Annotated in this window: 24 protein-coding genes and 1 pseudogene; 12 read left to right on the plus strand and 13 right to left on the minus strand. The window is 34.7% G+C overall.

Annotation, left to right across the window (positions count from 1 at the left end; all coding sequences use genetic code 11):
• Positions 1-191: 191 nt before the first annotated feature.
• From FFX44_RS10565 to FFX44_RS10610, 9 genes and pseudogenes are all read right to left on the minus strand, one after another.
• Positions 192-422, minus strand: coding sequence for a helix-turn-helix domain-containing protein (locus FFX44_RS10565; RefSeq protein WP_289980778.1), 231 nt, complete (start codon positions 420-422; stop codon positions 192-194).
• A complete protein-coding gene (locus FFX44_RS10570) occupies positions 412-696 on the minus strand; it encodes a sigma-70 family RNA polymerase sigma factor (RefSeq protein ID WP_289980779.1) in 285 nt (94 codons plus the stop codon). Before FFX44_RS10570 ends, FFX44_RS10565 begins: the two co-directional genes overlap by 11 nt.
• On the minus strand, positions 686-958 hold the full coding sequence (locus FFX44_RS10575) for a YdcP family protein (protein WP_289980825.1): 273 nt from the start codon (positions 956-958) through the stop codon (positions 686-688). The genes FFX44_RS10570 and FFX44_RS10575 overlap by 11 nt, the downstream gene beginning before the upstream one ends.
• Positions 959-1053: 95 nt before the next feature.
• On the minus strand, positions 1054-1278 hold the full coding sequence (locus FFX44_RS10580; protein ID WP_289980780.1) for a hypothetical protein: 225 nt from the start codon (positions 1276-1278) through the stop codon (positions 1054-1056).
• Positions 1278-2345 (minus strand): annotated as a pseudogene (dcm, locus tag FFX44_RS12665) (DNA (cytosine-5-)-methyltransferase). Before dcm ends, FFX44_RS10580 begins: the two are co-directional and overlap by 1 nt.
• Positions 2346-2489: 144 nt before the next feature.
• Positions 2490-5009: a S8 family peptidase gene (locus tag FFX44_RS10595; RefSeq protein WP_289980786.1), complete on the minus strand. Its 2520-nt coding sequence runs from the start codon at positions 5007-5009 to the stop codon at positions 2490-2492.
• 4 nt (positions 5010-5013) lie between these two features.
• Complete coding sequence (locus FFX44_RS10600) at positions 5014-5973, minus strand: ATP-binding protein (RefSeq protein WP_289980788.1); 960 nt, start codon at positions 5971-5973, stop codon at positions 5014-5016.
• Positions 5974-6595: 622 nt separating this feature from the next.
• Entirely contained in the window at positions 6596-6823 is a 228-nt protein-coding gene (locus FFX44_RS10605; protein WP_289980789.1) for a hypothetical protein, read from the minus strand.
• Positions 6824-6915: 92 nt separating this feature from the next.
• Entirely contained in the window at positions 6916-8040 is a 1125-nt protein-coding gene (locus FFX44_RS10610; protein ID WP_289980791.1) for a hypothetical protein, read from the minus strand.
• A 144-nt stretch (positions 8041-8184) separates the two neighbouring features.
• Between FFX44_RS10610 and FFX44_RS10615 the strand changes: the two genes are divergently transcribed.
• From FFX44_RS10615 to FFX44_RS10660, 10 genes are all read left to right on the plus strand, one after another.
• Positions 8185-8358, plus strand: coding sequence for a hypothetical protein (locus FFX44_RS10615; protein ID WP_289980792.1), 174 nt, complete (start codon positions 8185-8187; stop codon positions 8356-8358).
• Positions 8359-8569: 211 nt separating this feature from the next.
• The gene (locus FFX44_RS10620; RefSeq protein WP_354669257.1) at positions 8570-8848 is read left to right on the plus strand and encodes a hypothetical protein; all 279 of its coding nucleotides are present in this window, start codon (positions 8570-8572) and stop codon (positions 8846-8848) included.
• On the plus strand, positions 8838-9008 hold the full coding sequence (locus FFX44_RS10625; RefSeq protein ID WP_289980795.1) for a hypothetical protein: 171 nt from the start codon (positions 8838-8840) through the stop codon (positions 9006-9008). The genes FFX44_RS10620 and FFX44_RS10625 overlap by 11 nt, the downstream gene beginning before the upstream one ends.
• A 42-nt stretch (positions 9009-9050) precedes the next feature.
• Positions 9051-9989 (plus strand): cell division protein FtsK, encoded by a 939-nt coding sequence (locus tag FFX44_RS10630; protein ID WP_289980797.1) that lies wholly within the window; start codon positions 9051-9053, stop codon positions 9987-9989.
• Positions 9990-9998: 9 nt separating this feature from the next.
• On the plus strand, positions 9999-10190 hold the full coding sequence (locus tag FFX44_RS10635) for a hypothetical protein (protein WP_289980798.1): 192 nt from the start codon (positions 9999-10001) through the stop codon (positions 10188-10190).
• A 601-nt stretch (positions 10191-10791) separates the two neighbouring features.
• Entirely contained in the window at positions 10792-12225 is a 1434-nt protein-coding gene (locus FFX44_RS10640; protein WP_289980799.1) for a DHA2 family efflux MFS transporter permease subunit, read from the plus strand.
• 285 nt (positions 12226-12510) lie between these two features.
• The gene (locus FFX44_RS10645) at positions 12511-13122 is read left to right on the plus strand and encodes an MFS transporter (protein WP_289980801.1); all 612 of its coding nucleotides are present in this window, start codon (positions 12511-12513) and stop codon (positions 13120-13122) included.
• Between the two features lie 265 nt (positions 13123-13387).
• On the plus strand, positions 13388-14230 hold the full coding sequence (locus FFX44_RS10650; RefSeq protein ID WP_289980803.1) for a PRD domain-containing protein: 843 nt from the start codon (positions 13388-13390) through the stop codon (positions 14228-14230).
• 14 nt (positions 14231-14244) lie between these two features.
• A complete protein-coding gene (locus FFX44_RS10655; protein ID WP_289980804.1) occupies positions 14245-16128 on the plus strand; it encodes a beta-glucoside-specific PTS transporter subunit IIABC in 1884 nt (627 codons plus the stop codon).
• A gap of 14 nt (positions 16129-16142) precedes the next feature.
• Positions 16143-17147 carry an alpha/beta hydrolase gene (locus FFX44_RS10660; protein WP_289980806.1) on the plus strand — a complete coding sequence of 335 codons (1005 nt, stop codon included), beginning with the start codon at positions 16143-16145 and terminating at the stop codon, positions 17145-17147.
• Between the two features lie 620 nt (positions 17148-17767).
• Here FFX44_RS10660 and FFX44_RS10665 read toward each other — a convergent pair.
• From FFX44_RS10665 to FFX44_RS10680, 4 genes are all read right to left on the minus strand, one after another.
• On the minus strand, positions 17768-18286 hold the full coding sequence (locus FFX44_RS10665; RefSeq protein ID WP_289980807.1) for a hypothetical protein: 519 nt from the start codon (positions 18284-18286) through the stop codon (positions 17768-17770).
• Positions 18287-18442: 156 nt separating this feature from the next.
• A complete protein-coding gene (locus tag FFX44_RS10670; protein ID WP_289980808.1) occupies positions 18443-19114 on the minus strand; it encodes a GntR family transcriptional regulator in 672 nt (223 codons plus the stop codon).
• Positions 19115-19183: 69 nt separating this feature from the next.
• The gene (locus tag FFX44_RS10675) at positions 19184-20137 is read right to left on the minus strand and encodes a sugar kinase (protein WP_289980810.1); all 954 of its coding nucleotides are present in this window, start codon (positions 20135-20137) and stop codon (positions 19184-19186) included.
• A gap of 35 nt (positions 20138-20172) precedes the next feature.
• Positions 20173-20817, minus strand: coding sequence for a bifunctional 4-hydroxy-2-oxoglutarate aldolase/2-dehydro-3-deoxy-phosphogluconate aldolase (locus FFX44_RS10680; RefSeq protein WP_289980815.1), 645 nt, complete (start codon positions 20815-20817; stop codon positions 20173-20175).
• A gap of 169 nt (positions 20818-20986) precedes the next feature.
• Between FFX44_RS10680 and FFX44_RS10685 the strand changes: the two genes are divergently transcribed.
• Together FFX44_RS10685 and uxuA are read left to right on the plus strand one after the other, a co-directional pair.
• A complete protein-coding gene (locus tag FFX44_RS10685) occupies positions 20987-22606 on the plus strand; it encodes a mannitol dehydrogenase family protein (protein ID WP_289980819.1) in 1620 nt (539 codons plus the stop codon).
• Between the two features lie 32 nt (positions 22607-22638).
• Entirely contained in the window at positions 22639-23724 is a 1086-nt protein-coding gene (gene uxuA, locus FFX44_RS10690; RefSeq protein ID WP_289980821.1) for a mannonate dehydratase, read from the plus strand.
• Positions 23725-23864 lie beyond the last annotated feature (140 nt).

The raw sequence follows: 23864 nt of genomic DNA on the forward strand, positions 1-23864 counted from the left end.
TTTAAAAGGTTATCGCGTGTTTATCTAAAGGCTATTTTCTTATTGCAAAGGATTCGATTGCAGATATTCAGTTTTCAAAGAACTGAAGGCTGATTAGCCCGGCAAAATTTACCAATGGCTGATAAACTTTGCTGGAATAATAAACACAGAGGGAAGCGCAGAGTGGAAAGGCACTTCCCACACCTAAAAAGTTACCGGATTTCAAAAGATAAAATCATACGCAACAAACGGTCTTCCAAACGACTACGTAAGAATTCGTCGACAACAGTATGAGAATTTCCAGATTCATCTTTCATCACACGTAGAGAGAGCTTGGGACTATAGGAATGATAGTGGGCACGAATGTCATTAAGAGTGTCCAAATCACCATTTATCGCTCTTTCGATCATTTCGTAGGAAATGAGGGGACATTTAGTATTCATTTTCGTGTTCCTCCATATAATTTCTGATAGCCTTTAATGCTTGATGACGCTGACGGTTGACCGTGGAGGCAGAAACGTGAAATAAGTCGGCAATTTCATTTTCATTCATGTCTAAAAAATAATAAAGTAGCAGAATGGTGCGCTTTTTATCGGACAAACTTTCTTCAATGGCAGTTCCTAACGCTTCATTTTCAATATCAATAGAAAAACCTAACAGTGAAAGATGCAGGAAATCAGACGGATAACGATCCATAGTTTGAAGTTCATCTGACATGTAACTGATAATTCGTAAACCCACGTTCGCCGATCTTATAATCCTCAGCCACAATTTGAGGATGAACTAACTGCACACGGTCTTCAGACTCGAAAGATTTTTCTCCCGCAGCTTGGGGCAAGACCACCACAATATCATCGGCCCGCTGTACATCTGAATAAAGGTTATAACTACGTGATACAATACTATAACGACCATTGACACGACGCTGTTCGATTTTTCCTTCTCCGGCAAATTCCAGATTACCAAAGGTTTCTTCCATCGAAACGGGTAAGGTGAACCAGCGACTAATAATTTCACCGATTGCTTCAAATTGACTGAGATTCGTCACATAAATCGCAAGACTGTTATCCATCACTACACCTCCAGATAAAGGTTGCGGATTGTTTCGATTTGACTTTGCACACTGTATAAAGCATCCTCGACCGTCATCAAATCTTCTGCCAAAATTTGACGACCTTTTTCTGAACGACCATCCATATGCTGGACAGAACGAAAAGTATAAATCGCATTTGTTAACTGGTGAATGGCATTGTTACACAGCATTTGTTGCGCAGCTTTTAAACTTTCGGTTTCCTGCATCAAACGGGATCCTCCTTTCCATAGACTTTCGCCACATTTCCCAAGATAAATTCCGCACAGGGCAGAACAATCGCATTACCTAATGCCTTGTAACGAGCAGAAGGGCTGATTTCTTTATTCTGAAAACCGTACTTCGTCCAGTCTTCTGGGAGTCCCATCAGCCGTTCACATTCTAGTGGGGTCAACTTACGAATGTTTCCTTTCTCTACTTCACCTTTGGGCCAGTTGGCAAAGACATTCACGGTTCCCGCTAATAAGGTGGGAAAAGGGTCCCTTGCTTTGCCAAAACTGGAGCGGAAGCCTTGGAGATTGCCGATTTTAGCATAACTGCGCATGCGTCTTTCTTGAAAGGGAAAGAGACAAAGTGACCGCCTTGTTTTAGCAGAAGTTGATAAACATTCTTGGGCGGAGAGCCGCCTGCTTTGTGGGCTAGTTTCAGGATCCAATTGCACTCGTTGGGTGTCAAAAAGTATTTCACGGGCACGGAAGTATCTAAAATCTGCCACGAGAAAGATACGTTTTCTTCGTTAGGGGACTCCCCAATATTGACCGTCGAGGAGTCGCCAGCACAAATCAACTTTTCTCCCTCGCACCATTCCCGCATTGGCCCAGAATCCAGAAGCAGGCATTGGAAGCGTGGTTTCTGTGAAAGCTTCCAGCACGGCCTTAAAATCCAGCCGGTCATTTGACGAAAAAGCTCCCAAGACGTTTTCCCAAATAGCGAGAGTTGGATAGGTTCCATGAGTCTGATTCCTCATTTCTCTGATGATTCGAATTGTTTCAAAAAATAAACTTGACTTTTCTCCCTGTAAGCCTGTCTGGTTGCCAATATCGGATAAGTTCTGGCAAGGCGAACCGAAGGTAATAATGTCTGTAGGCGGTAAATCCACGCCTTTGATTTTAGTGATGTCGCCTAAATGTTTCATGGACGGAAAATGACGCTTCGTAATACTCACGGGTGCTTTTTCAATTTCACTCGCCCAGATGGGCTGAATGCCGTGCTTTTGAGCGGCAAGGGGGAACACACCAATTCCATCGAATAGACTTCCTAAGGTTAATTTTCTTATTTTAATCAAATCCTTTAAAAACAAAAAACACCCTTAAGTCGTAGGGTGTTTTCTAATCAAATTTAATTGTGTAGGTTATTATTTTTCTTTTACATTACAGCCAATAGATAGTCAAGTATCCGTTTGTTTTTTGTTAAAAGAAAATTAAATATTAGTGTCAATCTCAATCTCTTGTTTATTGGTAATTTGGTTGGTAATCGCAGTATATAAATCGTATTTAGTTTCAGGTGTCTCAATTGAAACTATTAAAGAATATCTTAAACGATTATTAAACCTTCCTAGATTTGGACGTTCTCTCCACCATCCGATAACAGGATACACAGCAACGTAATTAACATCACATAAATCAACAGCAGGTGCTTTACAAAAATCTGAATGGATCGAACCAACGTCTCTATTTGTAGTTCCGAGATACCATTTTCTGCTAGAACCTGTTATAGTCGTTTCATCACGCATTTTGTAATTAATGCGTTTCTTAAATTCTGCGAGAGTTTCATCGCTATTAATAACGTCAAATCTTAATCCAGCTGATGAATACCGATATTTATTTTTCCAGCCTCTCTCTCCAGGGCTTGGCTCAATAAAATATGAAAGTGTTACTTTTAATTTTACTTCAGTTTCTCCCAGAGATTTTAAAATTTCTTTTGGCCATGGAATTTGGTGAATATTCATTTCATTCATTTTTTTCCCTTTTGAAAAAGGTTGCAATTCAGATTCTACAACTAAATTAACTGAGTTACTTTTACATTCTAGCGCTTTATTTAAATTAGGAATACCGTAGCCACAAGTTCTTAGCAAATCCCTTCTCCCAGTTGTTTTTTTATCATCACTACAGAACTGTTGAATCATTCGATTACTCCAATTTGCCGAATGAATCATTAACGCTCTAACCGTTTCTGGCCATATTCCTGGATATTCATCATAAATTTGTGCAGCCATCCAAGAAGCTTGTGCTGTTGCTGAACTTGTACCTCCTAAAGTAGAAAAAGGTCTATTAAAAAAGTTTCTATTAGTAGTTAGTAATTCCAAATCTTCACATTCAGAAATGTCGTCACCATTAGTAACCATGTTTCCACCATCTAAAAGTATTTCTGGTTTAATAGGCCATTTGGAATCCCAACTCCTTGATGTAGAACTATACGGTGATAGTTCATCCACATCAGCAAGGGGTTTACAGTTGTTATAAACTGAAGATTCAATTTCAATATCATTAGCGTATGCACCAACAGTAATGGCATTCCATGATTGTCCAGGATTCTCAACTCCATGTAAAATATTAGAATCTGGATAATTAAGATCCTTTATTTCCTCTCCATATACATTACCAGCACTGATTAAAAAGAGTCTTTTCCCATTTGAATCACTTGACCCAGAAGTTATATTGTCAATAGCAGCAGACCATGAAGTTGGACTACCATCATCTGTATTGAAATCGGACGAAGTAACTGCCATACAAATAGTTCTATCAGCAGTTGGATTTTCAATTTCAGAAAGATAAACTGCATCTTCTGTTACCGCTCCATATAATTCAACATTATTTTCACTGTTAGGGGGTAAGATTTTTACTGATTCAATTTTATGGTTAATTTTAATATCATCTTTCTCTAAAAATTTCTTCTTTAAATCGTTATAAATAGAAATACCAGCCATTTGGGTCCCATGACCTAAGTGATCACTAGTACCCCAATCTTTTTTAACCGCTTGAATTGTTCTTTCGTTTTTAATAGCAGGTGAAATAAGCGGGTGTCTTGAAGCTAGTCCTGTATCTAAAAGACAAATTGATGCATTACCTTGACCAAATTCGGTACGGTTTAACAACTCATCGACCCATTCCTGTTGATCTTGTCCAGACAATTCATCAAAAAAATTAGTGCTTTCAGGAGCTCTACGAAACTCTGCGATATAATCGCACATTTCTATCAGTTCTCTTAATTGCTTTTTATTTGCAAATATTAATCTAACTATACGTTCTGGGAAAATAATTTTCTTACTATCAAAAACTATTCCTAAATCTTGACAGCTTTGTATAAAATTATTAGTAGCTTCTTCAAGATTAGTTTTACTTTTTGTTTCATCTTCTACTGCTAAATATCTTAACCAAACCTCACACCATTCTGGTTTCTCTAATGGCATATTTGATTCTGAGCCCACCCAAAAAGAATCTAGCATTGCTAAGTGAATGTCCTCTATACTGTTAATCAAATCATTGTTTTTTGGTTTCCCAGTTTTAGTTTTTTTATCGGTATTCAAAAAATTGTCTATTTTATTCAAAAAGAAACTTTCTTTGCCCTCAGGTACGTAAACTGTTGCTTTAATCGTCTTTGGACTGTCATTATCAATGTCAGAATTTTCAACTTTATTAGATTCTTCTCTAACATTAAGAAGTTTGATACCTTGTCTAAGATCCTCTAAACTATTTAAAGATAAGTCATAATCAGGAGCACTGGTAAATTCTAAATAAGTTCCTTCCTTGTATCTTATAGCTGCAGCTTGTTTTTGTTTCGAAGACCGTTCATAACTTTCTTTTAATTTTCTTTGGATGAACGCTCCATGACCATATGCATTGGCTCTATGTGGAAATTTGTCTCCGTTCATACCTGGTTTACCACCATACTCTATTGATGCTTCAGTTCCTTGCAAAAAAATATTTCTTTTTTCTACCACCTGTTTATGCCTCCCTATCAGAGTAGATATTTACTCTTTCATCCACTAAGGTCAGAAGCTGTTTTTCGGTGATTTCGTTACCGCTTAAAATAGACTCTTTTATTGCATCGTCACAAATTTTAACAAGTTCTGCCTGACTTAGTACTTTCGCCATAGTAATTAATTTATCAGTCGGGTTAAATCCTTTTTGAAAGACTGATAATCTGTTAGTAAATATTGTACTAACTTCTTTTGTAGTGGGTAAAGTGTAATGTAATATATCATCAAATCGTCTAAACAGTGCTTGATCGAGTAATTTTTGATTGTTAGTAGCCGCAATAATTAGACTTTCTGAAGTATCCTGTTCAAAAAACTGCAAAAAAGAATTTAAAATTCTTCTCATTTCTCCTACTTCATTATCCATACTTCTATCTGTACCAATTGCATCAAATTCATCAAAAAAATACACTCCAACGTTGTTTTCAATAGATTCAAAAATCTGACGTAATTTTATACTTGTTTCACCCATAAACTTCGTTATTAACTTATCAACTTGTACAGTATACAAAGGAAGAGAGAGCTCAGAAGCAATCACCGAAGCAGTAAATGTTTTTCCTGTTCCTGGAGGTCCTTCAATCAATATTTTTCTTCTGTTTTGTAACCCAAATTGTTGTAACTTGTGTTTGTTTTTATATTCATTTAAAATGCGAAAAATACGATCCTTTATTTCATCAGAGACTATCAAGTCTTCCAATTGGAAATCAGGAAAAATCATTTGTAGTGTGGGATTAGTTTTATTTAGAGAGATGACATTTGGTTTAGCAGGCCTTTTGGTTTCAATCAAAGTTTTCAATTCTCGAGCAAAATTAACATGATTCTTTTTTGCTTCATATGCAGCTATTTGTAGAACTGTAGTTTTAAATCTTTCATCATTGCCTTCTGCATATGACTTAACTAAACTTTTTATTTGATCCGCTGTTGCCATAAAAAACACCCCCTAAAATTTAGTTAACTCTACTGTATTATAATGATATTTTTCAAAATTATCAAAAGAAATCCTTTTATTTGTGCAATCATTTAGGCTTTCGCAAACTCAATATATATATATTCTGAAAGTAAGAAAAGACGTTCGATGAACGCCTTTAATAATCGAATATTGAAATAAAAATTGAATCTTTTATAAAGATAAAAACAGTGTCTGATTTAGTTAGATACTGCACTGAAATTGCACTTTTTTTCTTATTTTTGGTGTTTTATACGTCTTTATACTTTTCCATATTGCTTGATATTACTGCATTTTACCTTATATGCTTAACCCAAAGTCCAGAGTGGGAATAATCCTATCAGAAAGGGATAACCAACAAATGCTGATTTTACTGCGTTTTGTTTGTTCTTAAACTACTTAAAATGGCTAAATTGGAGACAAAGTGTCGCCAAAAATATCTAATATAATTATGTATACAACAAAAACCTGCTTACAATGTGTGACAGGTTTTTTGTTCTTAAGTTTTAAAATTGGGGAAGATTTATAAAATGGTTAATTCTGTAAAATCATTATCCAATGCAATTTGATCTAATTGCTTGACTGCTTTTTTCTTTGCCATGCCTTATTCACCTCTATTCGCATAAAAGCTTTGATTAAATTCATAATCAGTATCAGAAATAAGATCTCGTACGTTTTCATCGTCAATTTCTGAATAATTGTAATACAGCTGATTTTTATCAATAATTTTAATCAAAATCCTTTTTTGATTGTCAAGAGATTGTTTCCACAAATCAGTTGTTTGAAGGGTTTGTAAATCAAGACGAAAATCAAAATCAGCTGTCGCTAACATTCGCTTAAAAATAAAGACGATCTCAGCACCGTAAGATTGTCTTTATACTAATATCCTAGTTTCCCAATTTGTTCATCCATAACTCTCAACTATTAAGTTTGTTTTCTTACTCTCTCAAACTCCAATTGAAACTTTTGCAATCTTTGTAAATGATTTTTTGCAAACTGAATATAGTTTGCTAATACATCAATTTTAATTTCTCTTACTTCTCCTACATCACTATAATCAGGATAAAAATTTCCTTCCTCATCTATGCACCAGTCTTCAGGTCTATAGGATTCAATAGTTATATACGAAAAGTCAGCCTGTTCATTAGCTAACTCTCCTTCTAACAGTTCCTTCATATAATTGTATGCCTGAATACCAAATGAATTATGTTTTGGTAGCTTATCAGCCGTTAGTCTGGACATAAACTCTAATAAAAAAAAATCAAATTTTTGGTTGAATTTTTGTAGTCGTTTCCCGCTAAAAACTGCTAAAAATTCATTTTTTAACTTTCTGATAATTGCTGATTTTTCTTTTAAATATACCCAATCAATCGCCTTACGTTTATTATCTTCTAACTGGTTGAAAATTTCATCTCCAAATACAAGATCGTTTTCAATTTCTAATTTACCAGTAAGAAGTGACTCAACTTCGATTGGAGCATAAACAGGTGGTTTAGCAAGAAAAAAATTAGAAAACGGATTACTGTCAGAAATTTCATAGTCGGCATAGTCAATTGAATAAGGAACATAATCCAACAATGATTGCTCAAATACTTTATGCAATTCATCATCAGAATCCAATGCTTGAATATCTTCCATTATACAAAGAAAAAGTTTCTCCCAGTCAATATGTCCCCACAACATATTATCGTAGTTATTCGGATCGAAAAATTTCTTTTTCTTAATCGTTTTCATTTTCCCAGTTTTTTTATCCCGTCCAAATTCTTTAACCTCCTTAATGAATTCATTATGATTTAATCCTTGTTTTGAAACTTCTTCTTTTGTGTTAAATTTAAAAATGTTGTAAATTTTGCTGTATTCACGTTCTCCTATCAAATAGGGATGGTTTTTATTTCGACGATTTTTCACAATATCTGTCACTCGTGTTGGATCTGAATGTAATACATCCTCCCTGGTTACACCTAATTGCTTGATTCGTTTACCAATCGAGTCCGCCAAAGAATTATAAAAATATTCAATCGTTTTCTTAAACTTAATATCTTGACGCATATAATCGACTTCTCCTTTTAAAAAGAGGGATAAAAACCACTAATAAAAAATGTTAAGCTCCCTTTTAACTCCCTCTTTACATATGATACCATAAATTTAGTAAGTAATGCAGGCTTGCACAATAAGATAAAAGGGAGAAACAAAATGATAAGTCAAATCGAAAAAACAATTGAAGTAAAAATGAATGAGATTCTGAATAATCCTTCACTACGAACATCACTAGTTATTCACTTAGACGCATATCTACAAATTTTAGACCTAATTGATTCTAACAACGACGAACTGAAATCAAAAATTGAACAATTGATTGTTAAATGAAAACAGTCACACATCAAAGCAATGCATTAGTTTTTGTGACCCAAGTGGTTATGTCGCTAAACTGTCCACCCCCCTCTCAAAAAAAGGAGGGTTCAACATCACAAATGTTTTAGCAACTTAAAAAGTTGCGAAAGGAGAAAGAACTATGGCTCAACCAAATTGGAATCTACGCTTAAAAGATGTGCTCGGTCATGACACACGGGAAGTATCCATGATTAGTCCCCGCACAGGTAACGAATACAAAGCGGAAGTTATTTCTGAACTTAAAGTTGTATCGACTGGTTCTATCGAAGAAACAGACGATGGTAAGTATCGTTACCCAATTGTAGATACAACCAAAACCCTTGAGTACGCAATCAAAGTTGAAAACATGCTTGACGTAAAATTCGGTATGGTTTTGTTGTTCAAAAACGTGCGTGGTGGTGCAACAAATCGTGGCGGGTGGTATAATGCTGATTTCGTAGAGGTGGTGAACCGCAATGCAACGTAAATATCGGCGAATCAACCGTAATTCAACAAGTGTTCTGCAAGCCTATCAGATAGTTCTGATGGCTTGTGGCTTTGCCACATTATTGTTGGCATTGAGTTTTATTCTATGGAAAGCAAGTCTACAAGTCGCTTTTCTTAATTTTACAACTGATTTTTTTTAAAAAATAATAATTGTGCTTCCAATTTTTAACGTATTATCTACTATGTTATTCATAATTTTTTATGTTAAGCGTGAACAACTAACAATTTTTGAAATTGAAGCAATGACAAAACAAGCAAATAGATTAGCTAATCGCTTACTAAAATTATTCAGCGACAAACAAATTACCGATGTTTTAAAGTTATCAAATTCAAACAGATACGATGAAGAAATCCCCATTTTATACGTTTGGGTCGCCGATAACTTAAATGAAGGTTACGTTGCAATCGAGAATATAGCTAATTTCTCAAAAATGGATAAAGATAAGTTTGAACAAAATATCAGTAGTTTATTCGGTGGGAAATACAAACGTTTCGCTGTCATTTCCTCTGAATTGGTATTGGTGCAAGGTGATAGTTCCATGTTGTTCCATTTTGAAGACGTAACTACCTCTAATAGCCTAATAGTCAACGATTCTGAAAGTTCTCTGATACCGTTTGTCAGTGAAGACAAACATGTTATTAAATTGGCTAATAATTTAGTATGGCAGGCAGATAAAACACCTCACTTAAGTATCATTGCAAGAATGAGAGCTGGAAAATCAGTATTAGCTGGGCGTTACATGGCTCAACTAATGATTATGCAAGGTTGGACTGTTGAGTATAATTCAGCCAAATTTGACCGCTATGTCAAAAAATTAAATGGTAAAAGCACTGCAATCGAAATTATTGAAAGAGCTGAATATTGGTTAGAAATTATGCAAAAACGTTTAAATGAAATCAACGAAGCAAATAAAGAGAAGCATCTTGATATGTCAAATATGAATGATATTGCTATTTTCTTTGATGAACTTGGTAACTTAAATGCGGAATTAGAACTAGACAAACCATTAAAAAAGCGTTGGGAAACTGCGATTAATCGACTTTCCGCAACTGGTGCTAGTGCAGACATTCATATTATAGCTATCTCTCAATTTGTCACTAAAGAAGGGTTCTTACCTTAGGTAGCTCGTGTGAATTGTTCTGATGCCGTAATTATGCTTGGAGGTGCTGCTGATAGTGGCGATGAACGTCGGTATCTAATGTCTGGTTTTTCAGATCTACCGAAACGTAGCTATGGCGTTGGTCAAGGAATAGCCCGAATTAACGCAAGTGATCGTAAATGGGAAAAACCTCATTTATATGAAACACCATTGTTTCTATAATAATTAATTGGAAAAAAAGAATATAGTGACTGAGAATGCTCGCCTTGTCAGTCACTAAAGTTAATAATTCTAATTCTATCTATGCAACGACTACACGGCACAGGGCTTGTCGATGTGCCGTAAAACCACGAAAAAGTGCAGAAAACAATGTACTAATTGAAAGAATAATTAAATAAACTATTATTATAACTAAATATAACTAGGATATTTAGCGGTGCAATAGTGGCAAACTTGACACATAAAAAAACAGGGTGAGAGGCGCAAGTTTTTTCTTTCAGTATTCACAGTACCCTCAACGAATATGAATTTCAAAACACCACAATCACATTTGGATAACTTGTCCTAAATATGGGCACTTGAGTCCAAATTGTATGTTTAAACACGTTTTGGATTGTTCATAGTTCATCATCATTCAGTAAGCAGTAATGAATTTATCCAAAGAAATTCGAGGGAGGCACCCAATCGATTGATATGCTTAGGTCAACAAACCAATTATATGATTTCAGCTTTTAACGAACGTTTTTCAGAAAAAACTTACGAAGAATTTTTTTTTATGTTATGCTAACCCACTGTATTAAGGAAAGTGAGTGTGAATAATATAATGAATTCAGTACAAAGTAACCCGCAAATCAAACAACAAGCACGGGTTCCTGTTGCCCATCCAATGTTAGCCATGATGGGAATGTTAATTGGTGGTTTCGTTGGGATGTTCAGTGAAACTTCACTGAACATCGCCTTGCCTCAATTGATGGCACAGCTGCATGTTTCTACTGGTACTATTCAATGGTTGGTAACCGGTTATATGTTGATGATAGGGATTGTTTTACCGCTATCTAGTCTGATAACAAAGTGGTTTACAACCCGGCAGGTGGTCTTATTTGCTTTAATTGACTTTGCTGTTGGGGCTGTCATTTCAGCTTCAGCTCCTAGTTTTGGTATTTTGCTATTCGGACGGATGATTCAAGGTATCGCAACCGGTCTAATCTTACCCCTCATGTTTACGGTCGCTATGCAAATTTTTCCACCCTATAAATTAGGTGCGGCCATGGGAATGGTTGGGTTAGTCATCATGTTTGCACCAGCAGTTGGTCCTACTATTGCTGGGGCCATCTTGGGTTTTTCTTCATGGCGGTGGATTTTTTGGTTGTTCATCCCATTTTTAATCATTGCTTTTATTTTTGCCGTGACTTCACTTAAAAACATTGCTAAAGTCACTCAGCCTAAAATTGATTTTTTGTCAATCTTATTATCAATGGTCGGTTTCGGTAGTCTAGTTGTTGGAGTTAGTCTTGCAAGTGACCAAGGTTGGGGATCACCTGTTGTATTGGTCATCTTAGCTTTAGGTTTTATTATCTTGGCTTGGTATGCACACCGTCAATTGACCATGACAACACCAATTTTGAATCTCAAAGCATTTGCTGTTTCTGATTTTCGAGTTGGAGCCTGTCTAGTTATGATTAACTTTGCCATTATTCTGTCAGCCATGTATTTACTTCCAATGTATATTCAAAAAGGCTTGCTAATTCCCGTTGCGCTAACAGGGGTCATTATGTTGCCTGGTGGGTTAACAAATGCCATTGTTTCAGCTGTCTCTGGTCGTTTATATGATTCAATTGGGGCACGTAAACCAGCCATGTTGGGCTTTTTAATCTCAATGATTGGTGCTTTGATGCTGGCTCTTACAACGACTAACACCGCAGTGTGGTATATCATTTTCGCCCATGTCGTCTTAATGATTGGTGCGCCACTGGCAATGTCTCCGTCCCAAACACATGGTTTGAATGCCTTAACGGGGCCAATTGCGGCTGATGGTAGCACTATTATGAATACATTACAGCAAGTCGTTGGTGCCATTTCAACAGCAATTGCCACTAGTCTACTAAGCATAGGCCAGGCATCTTACTATGCTAATGATGGCCATCAAGCTGCCAACGCATTTGTGAACGGCACTCATTATGGCTTCTATTTTACGTTTATTTTAGCTCTTGTCGGTTTATTACTTGCAACGCAATTATCAAAGAAAACTATTAAATAATCTTTAATCAATGTTAATATTGCTAGGTATTCCCCGTCCCAGTTGTTAAATTTTTTAATGGGCCATATGAGTGATTACAACCCGGTTATTAATGATCATTTGCGACCTACCATTTAAGCCCATTTTTTGTATTACCCATTTTGTTGCACAAATAAACCTATATATCGTTGAATATACCTTATTTAGCTTCTATTCACTGCTAAAATGTTGCCAAAATTCAATCTGTTGGCTTGTATAATCTCTAAGAGAAAGCATTTACAGATAGATGATAAGGCAGGTAGGGTAATGTTTGAAAGAAGGATTTATTGGGCAATTAGTGCATATTTTTTCTTTTTCTTTGTTAGCTTTGCAGCATGTTATTCTTTATATTCAATTTGGTTAAGCAAATCCCTTGGTCTAAATGGGACGGATTCAGGGATTGTGTTTGGTCTTAATGCGGCAGTAACCTTAGTTGCTCAGCCACTTTATGGGTATATTCTTGATAAGTTGGGATTGAAGAAAAATGTCCTAATTTTCCTAGGTGTTTTACTAGCATTTTCAGGTCCATTTTTTATTTATGTTTATGGCACTTTGTTGACTAATAATCTGATAATTGGTTCTTTGGTTGGTGGAGTGTACTTAGGGATTGGATTTCAAGCAGGTTCAAGTGCACTCGAATCTTATGCACAAAAACTTAGTTTGAAGTATGGATTTGAATATGGACGGGCTAGAATGTGGGGGTCACTAGGTTGGGCTGCAATTACTTTTTTTGCTGGGAAATTATTCACTATTAATCCAGACTACAATTATTGGATTGCCTCAGGTGCAGCCATAATCATGTTAGTTATTATTTTAGCGACTAAAGTTGATACCAAATATTATAGGGGTGCTCTGCTTTTTAATACGATTTGTAATTAAATGTTGATAAACATAGAAAAGCTATGAATTATTTTAGTAACTAATGAACATTAAAGATTGACATGCTATAGTACTAATTATATAATGTAAGCGTAAACAGGAATAGGATTTGTTACAGATTGTGCTGGCATAACCTACTAAATTTTGTGAATTCTTTTTTAGGAATTTTCACATTATTTAGTAGGTTTTTTGTTTTTTTAAAGTAAAGAAGGTGAAAGCTTAAAATGTATATTAAAAAGTTTAATACAATGGAAGGAGGACATTTATGATTGTCAAAAAAAAGTTGAATAATAATGCAATTTTGGCAATAAACAAAAATGGAATTGATATTATTTTGACTGGGAATGGGATTGGATTCAATGTAAAAAGGGGACAAGAAGTTAACAAATTAAAGATTGAAAGGACCTACAAATTAGATACTCAAGATAATCAAAATAAATTGATTCAAGTTGCTACTGAAGTTCCTTATGAATATTTGAAATTTACGGATAGCATAGTCCGAGAACTAAAAAGTAATTTAAAAATAAAACTAGATGACAACATCTACATTGCCTTAACGGATCATATTTATTTTGCAGTATCTCGTTTTAAAAAAGACAATGATAATATTAATACTTCACTTCTATGGGAAGTTGAAGATATCTATCCAGATGAATATAAAGAAGCAGTCAAAACACTTAAAAAGATAAATGCCTTTTTTAACATAACACTTCCAATAGAAGAAGCTAGAATGCTTACATTCCATATAGTAGACAACTTGAAAAAGAATTACCAAAAGATTGATACAGGGACTGCAATCAAGACAATTACAGATATTTTAAATATAGTAAAATATTTTTTTAATATTGAATATAACGTGAATTCTTTTAATTATGTAAGATTTGTAATTCATCTTCGTTTTTTAACTAGACGGATTTTATACGGGGAAAAAGAAGATGAAAATACGTTATTTTTTTATGATCAACTATCTCAAAAAATGCCACAAGCCTTTAAATGTACATTGAAAATAGTTGATTACATTAGAAAGACACGTAAAGTTGAATTATCAAAAAGTGAACAGGCATATTTAACAATTCACATTCAAAGAATTATTTTAAATAATAACTGAGAGAGGGATAAATAATGAATGATAAAGAAATTGTTCAAAATTTGATTGAAAGATTAGGTGGTCAAAAGAATATTAAGTCTTTTACACACTGTGCAACTAGGTTACGATTTCAGCTTAAAAATGAAGATAAAGCAGATAAGGATAATATTGAACGTATACCAAGCGTGATTTCTGTAGTTAAAGCTGCTGGACAATATCAAGTTGTTTTCGGTCCGAAAGTAGTTGATATTTTTAATGAAATGAACGACCTAATAACTATTAAGGATCAAGACGTTGACATCAATGGGGAAAACACAGGTAAGAAAAACCCATTTAACGCATTAATTGATTTTGTTTCTAGCGTTTTTACACCAATACTTTACGTATTAATTGGTTCTGGTATTATTAAAGGGCTATTAGCAATTTTTATATCTGTTGGTTGGATGACCGCAACATCGGGGACATATGCGATTTTAAATGCCGCGGGGGATAGTCTATATTATTTTCTACCCATGTTTTTGGCAGTTACTTGTGCACGAAAATTAAAAACAAATCTTTTTGTTTCACTAGCGATAGGCGGTTCCTTGGTTTATCCAGGCATGGCTACTTTATATGGTAAGACAATAGATTTTATGCATATTCCTATTGAAATTGCTACATTTAAGAGCAGTGTTTTTCCGATAATTTTTGCAATTTTTTCATTAAAATATCTTGAAAAAATTATAAAAAAAATCATTCCTTCTGCAGTTGAAAATATTTTTTCTCCATTAATTTCTTTGATTGTGCTTGTTCCCTTGACGATTATCTTATTTGGACCTCTAGGATCAGGTTTAAGTAATGGTATTGCAAGCGTATATATGAATTTATATAGTTTAAATAAAATGGTAGCCGGGGCATTTATAGGCTTTTTTGCACAAGCAATGGTTGTCTTTGGAATTCATTGGGGATTGTTCCCAATTATCTTTTCTAATATTCAAAAATATGGGTATGATACAATTTTAGCTGTTTTTGGTCCAAGTATCATTTCACAATCAGGAGCCGCTTTAGGTATTTTATTGCGTACTAAAAGCTCTGCAATGAAAAAAGTTGCTTCTTCTGCAACAATTATGGGTTTCTTCGGAATTTCAGAAGCAGCTATTTATGGTGTTACTCTAAAGTATAAACGTGCTTTTTTGATGGCTATGATTGGAGGAGGCATAGGAGGAGCAATAGCAGGTGCAGCTGGTTCTCGTGCAACTGCTGTAGCAGTTGCCAGTGTACCAAGCTTTCCTGTTTACTTTGGACATGGGTTTATTCAATTTATTGTTGGGTACTTTGTAGCATTTATGGTGGCAGCAGTTTTAACCTACTTCTTTGGCTTTGATAAAAAAGTTGAGATAAATAATGCTTCTTTAACTGCCACAATTCCAGTAAAGCCAGAAATAAAATCTATCAAAGAGGGAGAGATTGAAAATTGGAAACCACTAATAGTCTATGCTCCAGTAAATGGTGAGGCTGTAAGTTTATCCACAGTTGCTGATAATGTATTTGCTTCCGGTTCCTTAGGTAAGGGAATTGCAGTTAAGCCAAGTAAAGTTAGGCAAAGTGTTTTATCTCCAGTAAATGGCATTATTACGGTAACTTATTCTACTAAACACGCATATGGGATTACTGCAGATGATGGACGACAATTTTTAATTCACATTGGAATTAATACTGTTGATTTAAAAGGAGAATTATTTAGTGAAGCTATTCAAAAAGGTAAGAAAATTAAAAAGGGAGAGCAGCTTTGTGTTGCTGATTTTGAAAGTATAGCAACTAGGGGATACGATGGTACGGTAATTGTAACACTGGTTAATTCTACTCCGACTACAGATATTGTTGATACTAAACTAGGGGAAATTTCGGCTGGAGCTATTTTAGGGCAATTTATTAGTTAGAAAGTGGGTCGAATATGATTATTAAAAATTCAGCGTATGGAGAAAAATGGGGTTTCTTAGACCCACAGGTTTTAGAGCGTACAAAGAGGAAAGCACTTATCTTTGATAAAGTTGTTGATAAAAAAATAGTCATTGAAGATATTCAACTTAATATTTTAAGAGAGAATATGGGGTCTTACAACAGGGATCTAAGTGAGGAGAATGTGAAGATTAATAATTTCTTGATACCTTGTTTAGGTCGTTATATTCCGGCTAGAAAATATACACCGAATATTAATGGGAATAGTACTAAATGTCTCGTTTATTTACATGGTGGTGGCTTTATTGGAGGATCTATAGATACAGTAAATAATCAATGCAAGTTAATAGCTGAAAGAGGCCATTGTGTTGTTATTTCTATTGGATATCGGCTAGCTCCGGAGACACCATATCCAGGAGCCTACCTTGATGTTGTAGAATCATTAGAATGGATTAGTAATAATAAAGCAGTTTTAGGTTTTAATGATTCACAAATATATATTGCAGGTGATAGTGCAGGAGGTAATTTAGCAATTATTTGTGGCTTGAAAAATAAAAATAATTTTATCCGTAGGGTTATTTCTATTTATGGAGCACTTGATATGACAGAAAAGAGTAAGACACTTTATAAGTGGAATTACTCTAAATATAATATTGCCAAAAAACATGAAATTTATATTCATACGAGATTAAACAAATTTGCTCTACTAACCAAAATAATCAATGTTTTATATACCAACTTTGAGCAAGTGGAAAATCCACTGATTAGTCCCGTATATATAAATAATTTTGAAAATTTTCCTGACATAACACTTATTGAAGCTGAATTTGACTATTTTCTTCAAAGCAACATCTTTTTTGCTGAAAAAGCAAAAGCATTAGGAGCAAATGTCGATGTAGTTATGTACAAAGGTCTTGATCATGGCTTTTTTGACAGGCTAGGTTTTTTAAAACAGGCTGAAGATTTAGTAAATACGATCGTTGATACTATGGAAAATTAGATAGTAATAGTTCCTGAAATCAAAAACGATTCTTTGAACTTACCATGATGTCTTGTATTGCTTCGTACGTATTCTCAAGTGTGTGTATTTAGTTGAAGATATCTTTGTTAAGACAACTGTTTTTTAAAATGGTGGTCATGGGCATCTAATAATAGTAAAAAAGGTTTCAGCTTTCCAATTTCTAAAAAGTTTCCATATGCATAGTTATGAAGAATTACAATATTGAGCAAAAAATTTATAGAATTGTCTAAGAAACTCATAAGTTTCCAATCATCTTAAAAATAATGTTGTATGTGGACTTTTTAATGACAAAGACGTATATACCTTTTGGTATGAAAAAAATTCGCTGACAGATTGTAAATGTGGCAATCTATCAACGGATTTTTTCTGTCAGCTGTAAATAAAAATGGTTAAGTAATTCTTTCTAAAAAAGTTTAATTCTGATACCCTATTATCCCAAAATCTCATTTTGCTCAAAAAAGTCATTTTTCGAGAGGGTGCTACATTCGTTTCAAAAATATATATATGATGTTTCAAAGGTGCTACATTGCCAATTCATAGCATACTCTCTATATTAAGCTAGAATTAGAAGAATATTACGAGAAATTCTTTCGTCTTAATTAAGCCTCACTTGTTAGTATTTTGCGAATTCTTGCATTTATAGAAGCAATGTTCTCTTCTTGAACAATATTGATTATTGACAAAAAGTCTGCCTTAAATGAACTGTTTTGTTTTGATAATTCATAGAGTGATTGAATAGCATTCACTCGAACAATCCTGCTTTCTTTAGGATTGATTGCCCATTTTTTCAATATATTGAATGCAATTGCTTGCTCTGAAACCAACAAAGAAGAGCGCGATATTAATAAGGCTAGATGCCATTTTAATTCAATGTCAGTCGCTGATGAACATAAATTTATGATATCAACCTTATGTGAATATAGATATTCAGAATGTGTTAAAGAAATTTTTTCAATCGCATCTGCTGCTCTCATCACAATCAAGCGTTCATTATCATATAAATATTGAAAAAGAATATCAAATTCACTCTGATTTTTTATGTCACCAATGACTAGATTTGCTTCTCCGATAGAGCGCAAATCACTGCCACTAAGCTTTTCCCTTAGACTTTTACCCATGTTCATCTCCCTAAGCTCCATGACATTGTGATAATACTGCATCTGCATCATGTTTCAAAATGGTTTTTAGTATTCGATAACTAGTTTTGAAAAGTGACGAATAATTTTAATAATAGTGGCGTATTTATAATTAAAATACAATTCAAATAACCACAACTAATAATTTGAAAAATAGTCTGGAAAAGCTTGTATTAATGTCTTCTCCTCATCAAGCATTAAATGAAGATGATTAGATATCAGGGTCGTTGCGACATCTACATTGTGTGTTTCGACAGCACTTAAGAGATCTTCATGTTCTTGTATCAGGGTCTCCCAAGGAAGCTTTGCAACTTTTAATCGTAGAATTCTGAAACGATTCAATTGTGTATTGATAGTTTGTAGCCATTCCCAAACTTGACTGTGTCCAGATAGAACATAAAATTCACGATGAAAGTCTTCATCCTCGGTAAAAAATTTTTCAAATTGCTTTTGTTTGGAAAAATACCTCTGATTATCAATAATTATGTGCAATTGATCGGTCGTAATATCTTTTTTTAATGCGATTTCCCTTATTACATTGGTTTCAATGCTTTCACGAATGAAACGCGCACTGGTAGCAACTTTTAAATCAATTTTTGTGACATATGTTCCAGATTGAGGGATAACATTAATTAATCCTTCTTGGCGTAAGCGTAAAATAGCTTCTCTTACAGGAGTTCTACCAATTCCCAGCTCTTCGCTAATTTCTTTTTCAGATATTTTCTGACCGGGCTCATAGTCAGCAGTCAGAATTTTTTCAAGTATAATCTTGTAGGCTTGGTCATGGAGGTTCAAGGATGTGTTAAGCAAGGTACCAACTCTTCTCTATCGTCTAATGTATTAATTAATAATGATAATTATACATTAGTATATCAGTTATTAGAGGGTTGGTAAATTATTAATAACAAATGAATCCAGTTGTTCCCGTGTAGGATAGCCATCACTATCTCCTGATGATTGTACTGCTAAAGCACCAATGGCATTACCACGAAGTATGGCTTTAGATAGTGAGAGATTATCTAATAGACCCGAAATTAAGCCAACAGCAAAACCGTCACCAGCACCAACAGTATCAATCACTTTTTTGACATGATACCCGGGAATAAATTCAGTATTATTATTATCTTTCAAGTAAGCACCAGATGCACCCATTTTAATGATGATAGATTTACAATCTTTTTGTAAATAGTAATCACTAATTTCAGATTCGTCCGATAAACCGGTTAATAGGTGGGCTTCTTTAATACCTGGAATGAAAATATCAGCTTTACTTGCTAAGGTATTAACGGTTTCAACCATTTTTGTTTCATTTTGCCATAAAGCAGGACGTAAATTTGGATCGAAAATTATGGTTGTTCCTGCCCTTCTTGCTTTAAATAACAGCAATTCGGCAACTTTTAATGCGTTGTCTGAAATGGCTGGATAGATACCTGTCAAGTGCAGGTATTTAATCTCACTAAAGTCAATTTTTTCGACGATTTCAGTAGATAATCTAGTAGCTGCTGAATTTTTTCGAAAGTAGAAAGTATTAGGATCGCCAGCTGTAACTCTTTGTTTCATCTCAAAACCGGTCCACGCAGTATAGTCGATTGCGACTTTTTTAGCGCCAACTTTTTTATTTTTTAGTTCACTAATAATAAATTGCCCCAAGGGATCTGACCCTACACGAGAGAGATATTCTGTTGAAAATCCAAGACGTGCTAAACCAATTGCAACATTTAATTCGGCTCCCGCCAAATATTTATGAAATGTTTTTGCATCTGCTAATGATTTATTGGTTTCTGTAGCCGCAAATACTACAAGCGGTTCACCAATCGTTAAAAAATCAATCATGTTTAAAATACCTCGCTTAAAAAGATTTTTAACAATTAATTCCGAATTTGATTCAACTTTTCCATATATTTTTTGGCAGTAGCTGTTACACCAGCAAGATCTCCATTTTCTGCAGGTTTTAGCAAATTACTACCTGCTCCGACGGCAATTACACCAGCCTTAAACCAATCAGTCATATTTTCAAGATTTACACCACCTGTAGGCATCAGATTAAGTTGCGGCAATGGAGCTAAAGCGGCCTTAACCATTTGCGGGCCAGCAATTGCACCTGGAAATAATTTGATAATGTCTACACCAGCTTTAAGAGCAGTTTGCATCTCGGTTAGAGTCTGACACCCTGGAGTATAAGGTATTTGATAAAGATTACAAATTTCAGCGACAGAAGAATCAAAACTAGGACTAACAATGAATTGTGCCCCAGCTAAGATAGCCAATCGTGCTGAAACGGAATCCAGAACTGTACCGGCTCCAATTACAACATCAGTATCTTGGTACTTTGATGATAGTTCGGTAATTACTTGATCTGCTTGAGGTACAGTAAAGGTTATTTCAATTCCTGTAAGCCCACCAGCTATTACAGCTTCAGATATATCAACTGCTTTTTTTGCTGATTTGGCTCTGATAACAGCGATTACGCCAGATTTTTTAATTTTCTGGGTAGTTACTATTTTTTTAAGCATTATGTCTACCTCCTAATTTTTTGTGAAAATAATTTCAAAGATGTATTGACTTTTTTGTAGAAAACGATTACATTGTATTTTGTGAACTGATATATTAGTACATCAGTATGATAAAACAATTTTTTGGAAATTACAACCGTAACTTGGTTGAAAAATGGAGGGGATACAAATGGTTAAACTTACAGATGATTATGTAGGTAAACAAAGAGATTTCAGTTTGGCGGATATTGAAGTGCCAAAATATTCTCAAGAAGAAGTTAGTATGGAAACTGATAAAACACCTTTGTGGGTACATTTTGGAGGAGGAAATTTATTTCGTTGCTTCCATGCGGTGATTGCTCAAGAATTACTTAATAAGGAAATTATGAAGAGTGGAGTCATTGTTGCGGAAACATATGATGACCAAGTGATTGAAGAAATCTATCATGCTTATAATAATCGAATTCTTAGTGTGACAATGAATGCGGATGGATCATTACAAAAGAAATTAGTGGCCAGTGTTGCTCACAGTGTTTATTTTAACGATGCAAATCCTACTGGATGGCAGTACTTGACAAGAGTATTTGAAAATCCTTCGTTACAATTTGCAACATTCTCAATTACTGAAAAAGGTTACAGTTTACGGGATAGTTCAGGTAACTTAACACAACTTGCGATTGATGATATTACAGATGGGCCATCGCATCCTAAGACAAATATGGGAGCAGTTGCACATCTTCTATATGCACGTTATTTAGAAAATCAAGCGCCTATCGCAATGGTAAGCACGGATAATTTCTCAGAAAATGGTGCAAAACTAGAAAATGCAATTTTAACAATTGTAAATGGATGGGTTGAAAATGGGTTTGTTGAGAGTGGATTTTTGGATTATTTAAAAGATACAAACAAAGTTACATTTCCATGGAGTATGATTGATCGAATCACACCTAACCCAGCAGAAACGGTTGCTGAGAAACTAAGAAAAATAGGATTTGAAGATAGCAGAATTGTGCACACTGCTAAGCATACTAATATTGCTCCATTTGGTAATACTGAAGAGACACACTATCTAGTAATTGAAGATAGCTTCCCAAATGGACGACCGGATTTAGAAAAGGCAGGTGTAATCCTGACAGATAGGGATACTGTTAACGATGCAGATCAAATGAAGGTGACGGCCTGCCTCAACCCGTTACACACCGCCCTTGCAATTTTTGGTAATTTACTTGGGTACAAATCAATTTGGCAAGAAGTTGAAAATCCTGATTTGCTTGATTTAATTAAGAATCTTGGATATAAGGAAAGCCTGCCAGTAGTCAAAGACCCTAAAATTATTAATCCAAAACTATTTATTGATCAGTTAATTGAAAAGAGGTTACCTAATCGTAATATCCCTGATACGCCTCAACGGATTGCAACAGATACATCACAAAAATTAAAAATTCGTTATGGAGTAACAATTCAACATTATCTGAATAATCCCGCTTTTGATGTTACAGATTTGGAATTTATTCCATTTGTTATTGCCGGTTGGTGTCGTTACTTGATGGGGATTGATGATCAGGGTCAAAAATTTGAATTAAGCTCAGATCCGATGTTGACAGAATTAACACCAAAAGTTGCAGATATTAAGTTGAGTGCACCGGTTGACGTACATGAGCATCTTAAAACTATTTTGAGTAATAAAGAAATATTTGGTTTTGACTTGTATCAGATTGGTCTCGGAGAAAAAGTGGAAGAGTATTTTAAAGAATTAATTAATGGGAAGCAAGCAGTAGCTAAAACAATCAAAAGAATTGTTGCAGATTAATGAGCAACTTTCGCATAGGGAGATTAATAATTATGAAAAATATGGGTTTTCGTTGGTATGGATCAAATGATGATCCAATTAAATTACAAGATATTCGTCAAATCCCAGGAACTACACAAGTTGTAGGAGCGCTCTTTGATGTACCTGTTGGTGATGTTTGGCCAATGGAAAAAATTCAATCTCTTAAAACGGAGGTTGAAGCAGCAGGATTAAATCTTGAAGTGATTGAATCCGTAAATATTCATGATGATATTAAGATTGGATTACCAACAAGAGATAAGTACATTGAAAACTATAAGCAAACGATTAGGAATCTTGCTAAAGCAGGAATAAAGGTAATTTGCTATAATTTTATGCCAATATTTGATTGGGTAAGAACAGATCTTCACTTTAAATTAGAAGATGGGTCGAACGATTTAGCGTTTGAACATAAAAAAGTTGAGGGTGATCCAAAAGATATTTTGAAAGCGGTTCAAGAAGACTCTAATGGATATATTCTACCTGGTTGGGAACCAGAAAGACTTTCTGAAGTAAAAAGTCTATTTGAAGCATACGCGGATGTTGATGAGAATAAATTGCGTGAGAATTTGAAATACTTCTTGGATGCAATTATTCCTGTATGTGAAGAAGTTGACATTAGAATGGCAATTCATCCAGATGATCCGCCACGTCCATTATTTGGTTTACCAAGAATTTGTAAGAATCGTGATGATATGTTTGTGATTGAGGAACTACACGAGTCAAGATACAACGGCTTTACGATTTGTACGGGTAGTTTGGGGGAGAACCCTGATAATGATGTTCCAGCAATTATCAGAGAGTTTGTTGGAAAAGATCGAGCACCATTTATCCATGCACGAAACATTAAATTTATGGGTAATGAAGGAGATTTTCATGAATCAGCGCATCTATCTTCAGAAGGTTCATTGGATATGTACGAGATCATGAAGGCCCTCTCTGATACAAACTTTGATGGCTATATCAGACCTGATCACGGACGGAATATTTGGGGTGAAGATGGACGACCTGGGTATGGTTTGTATGATCGTGCTTTAGGAATTTCATATTTGAATGGGTTATGGGAAGCAATAAGAAAAGAAAATCAAAAAGAAGAATAAAGGAGTGAACACATAAAGTGAACCCCCAAGATTGGACGTAAATCCAATCTTGGGGGTTTTACTATAATGAAATTTAATTTGAACTTCAAAATAAAAGTTGTAACCGAATATTTAAGTGGTATCGGTTCTACCACATTAGC

It is taken from the genome of Lactobacillus sp. UCMA15818 (assembly GCF_030400225.1).
In the GTDB taxonomy this organism is placed as follows: domain Bacteria; phylum Bacillota; class Bacilli; order Lactobacillales; family Lactobacillaceae; genus Liquorilactobacillus.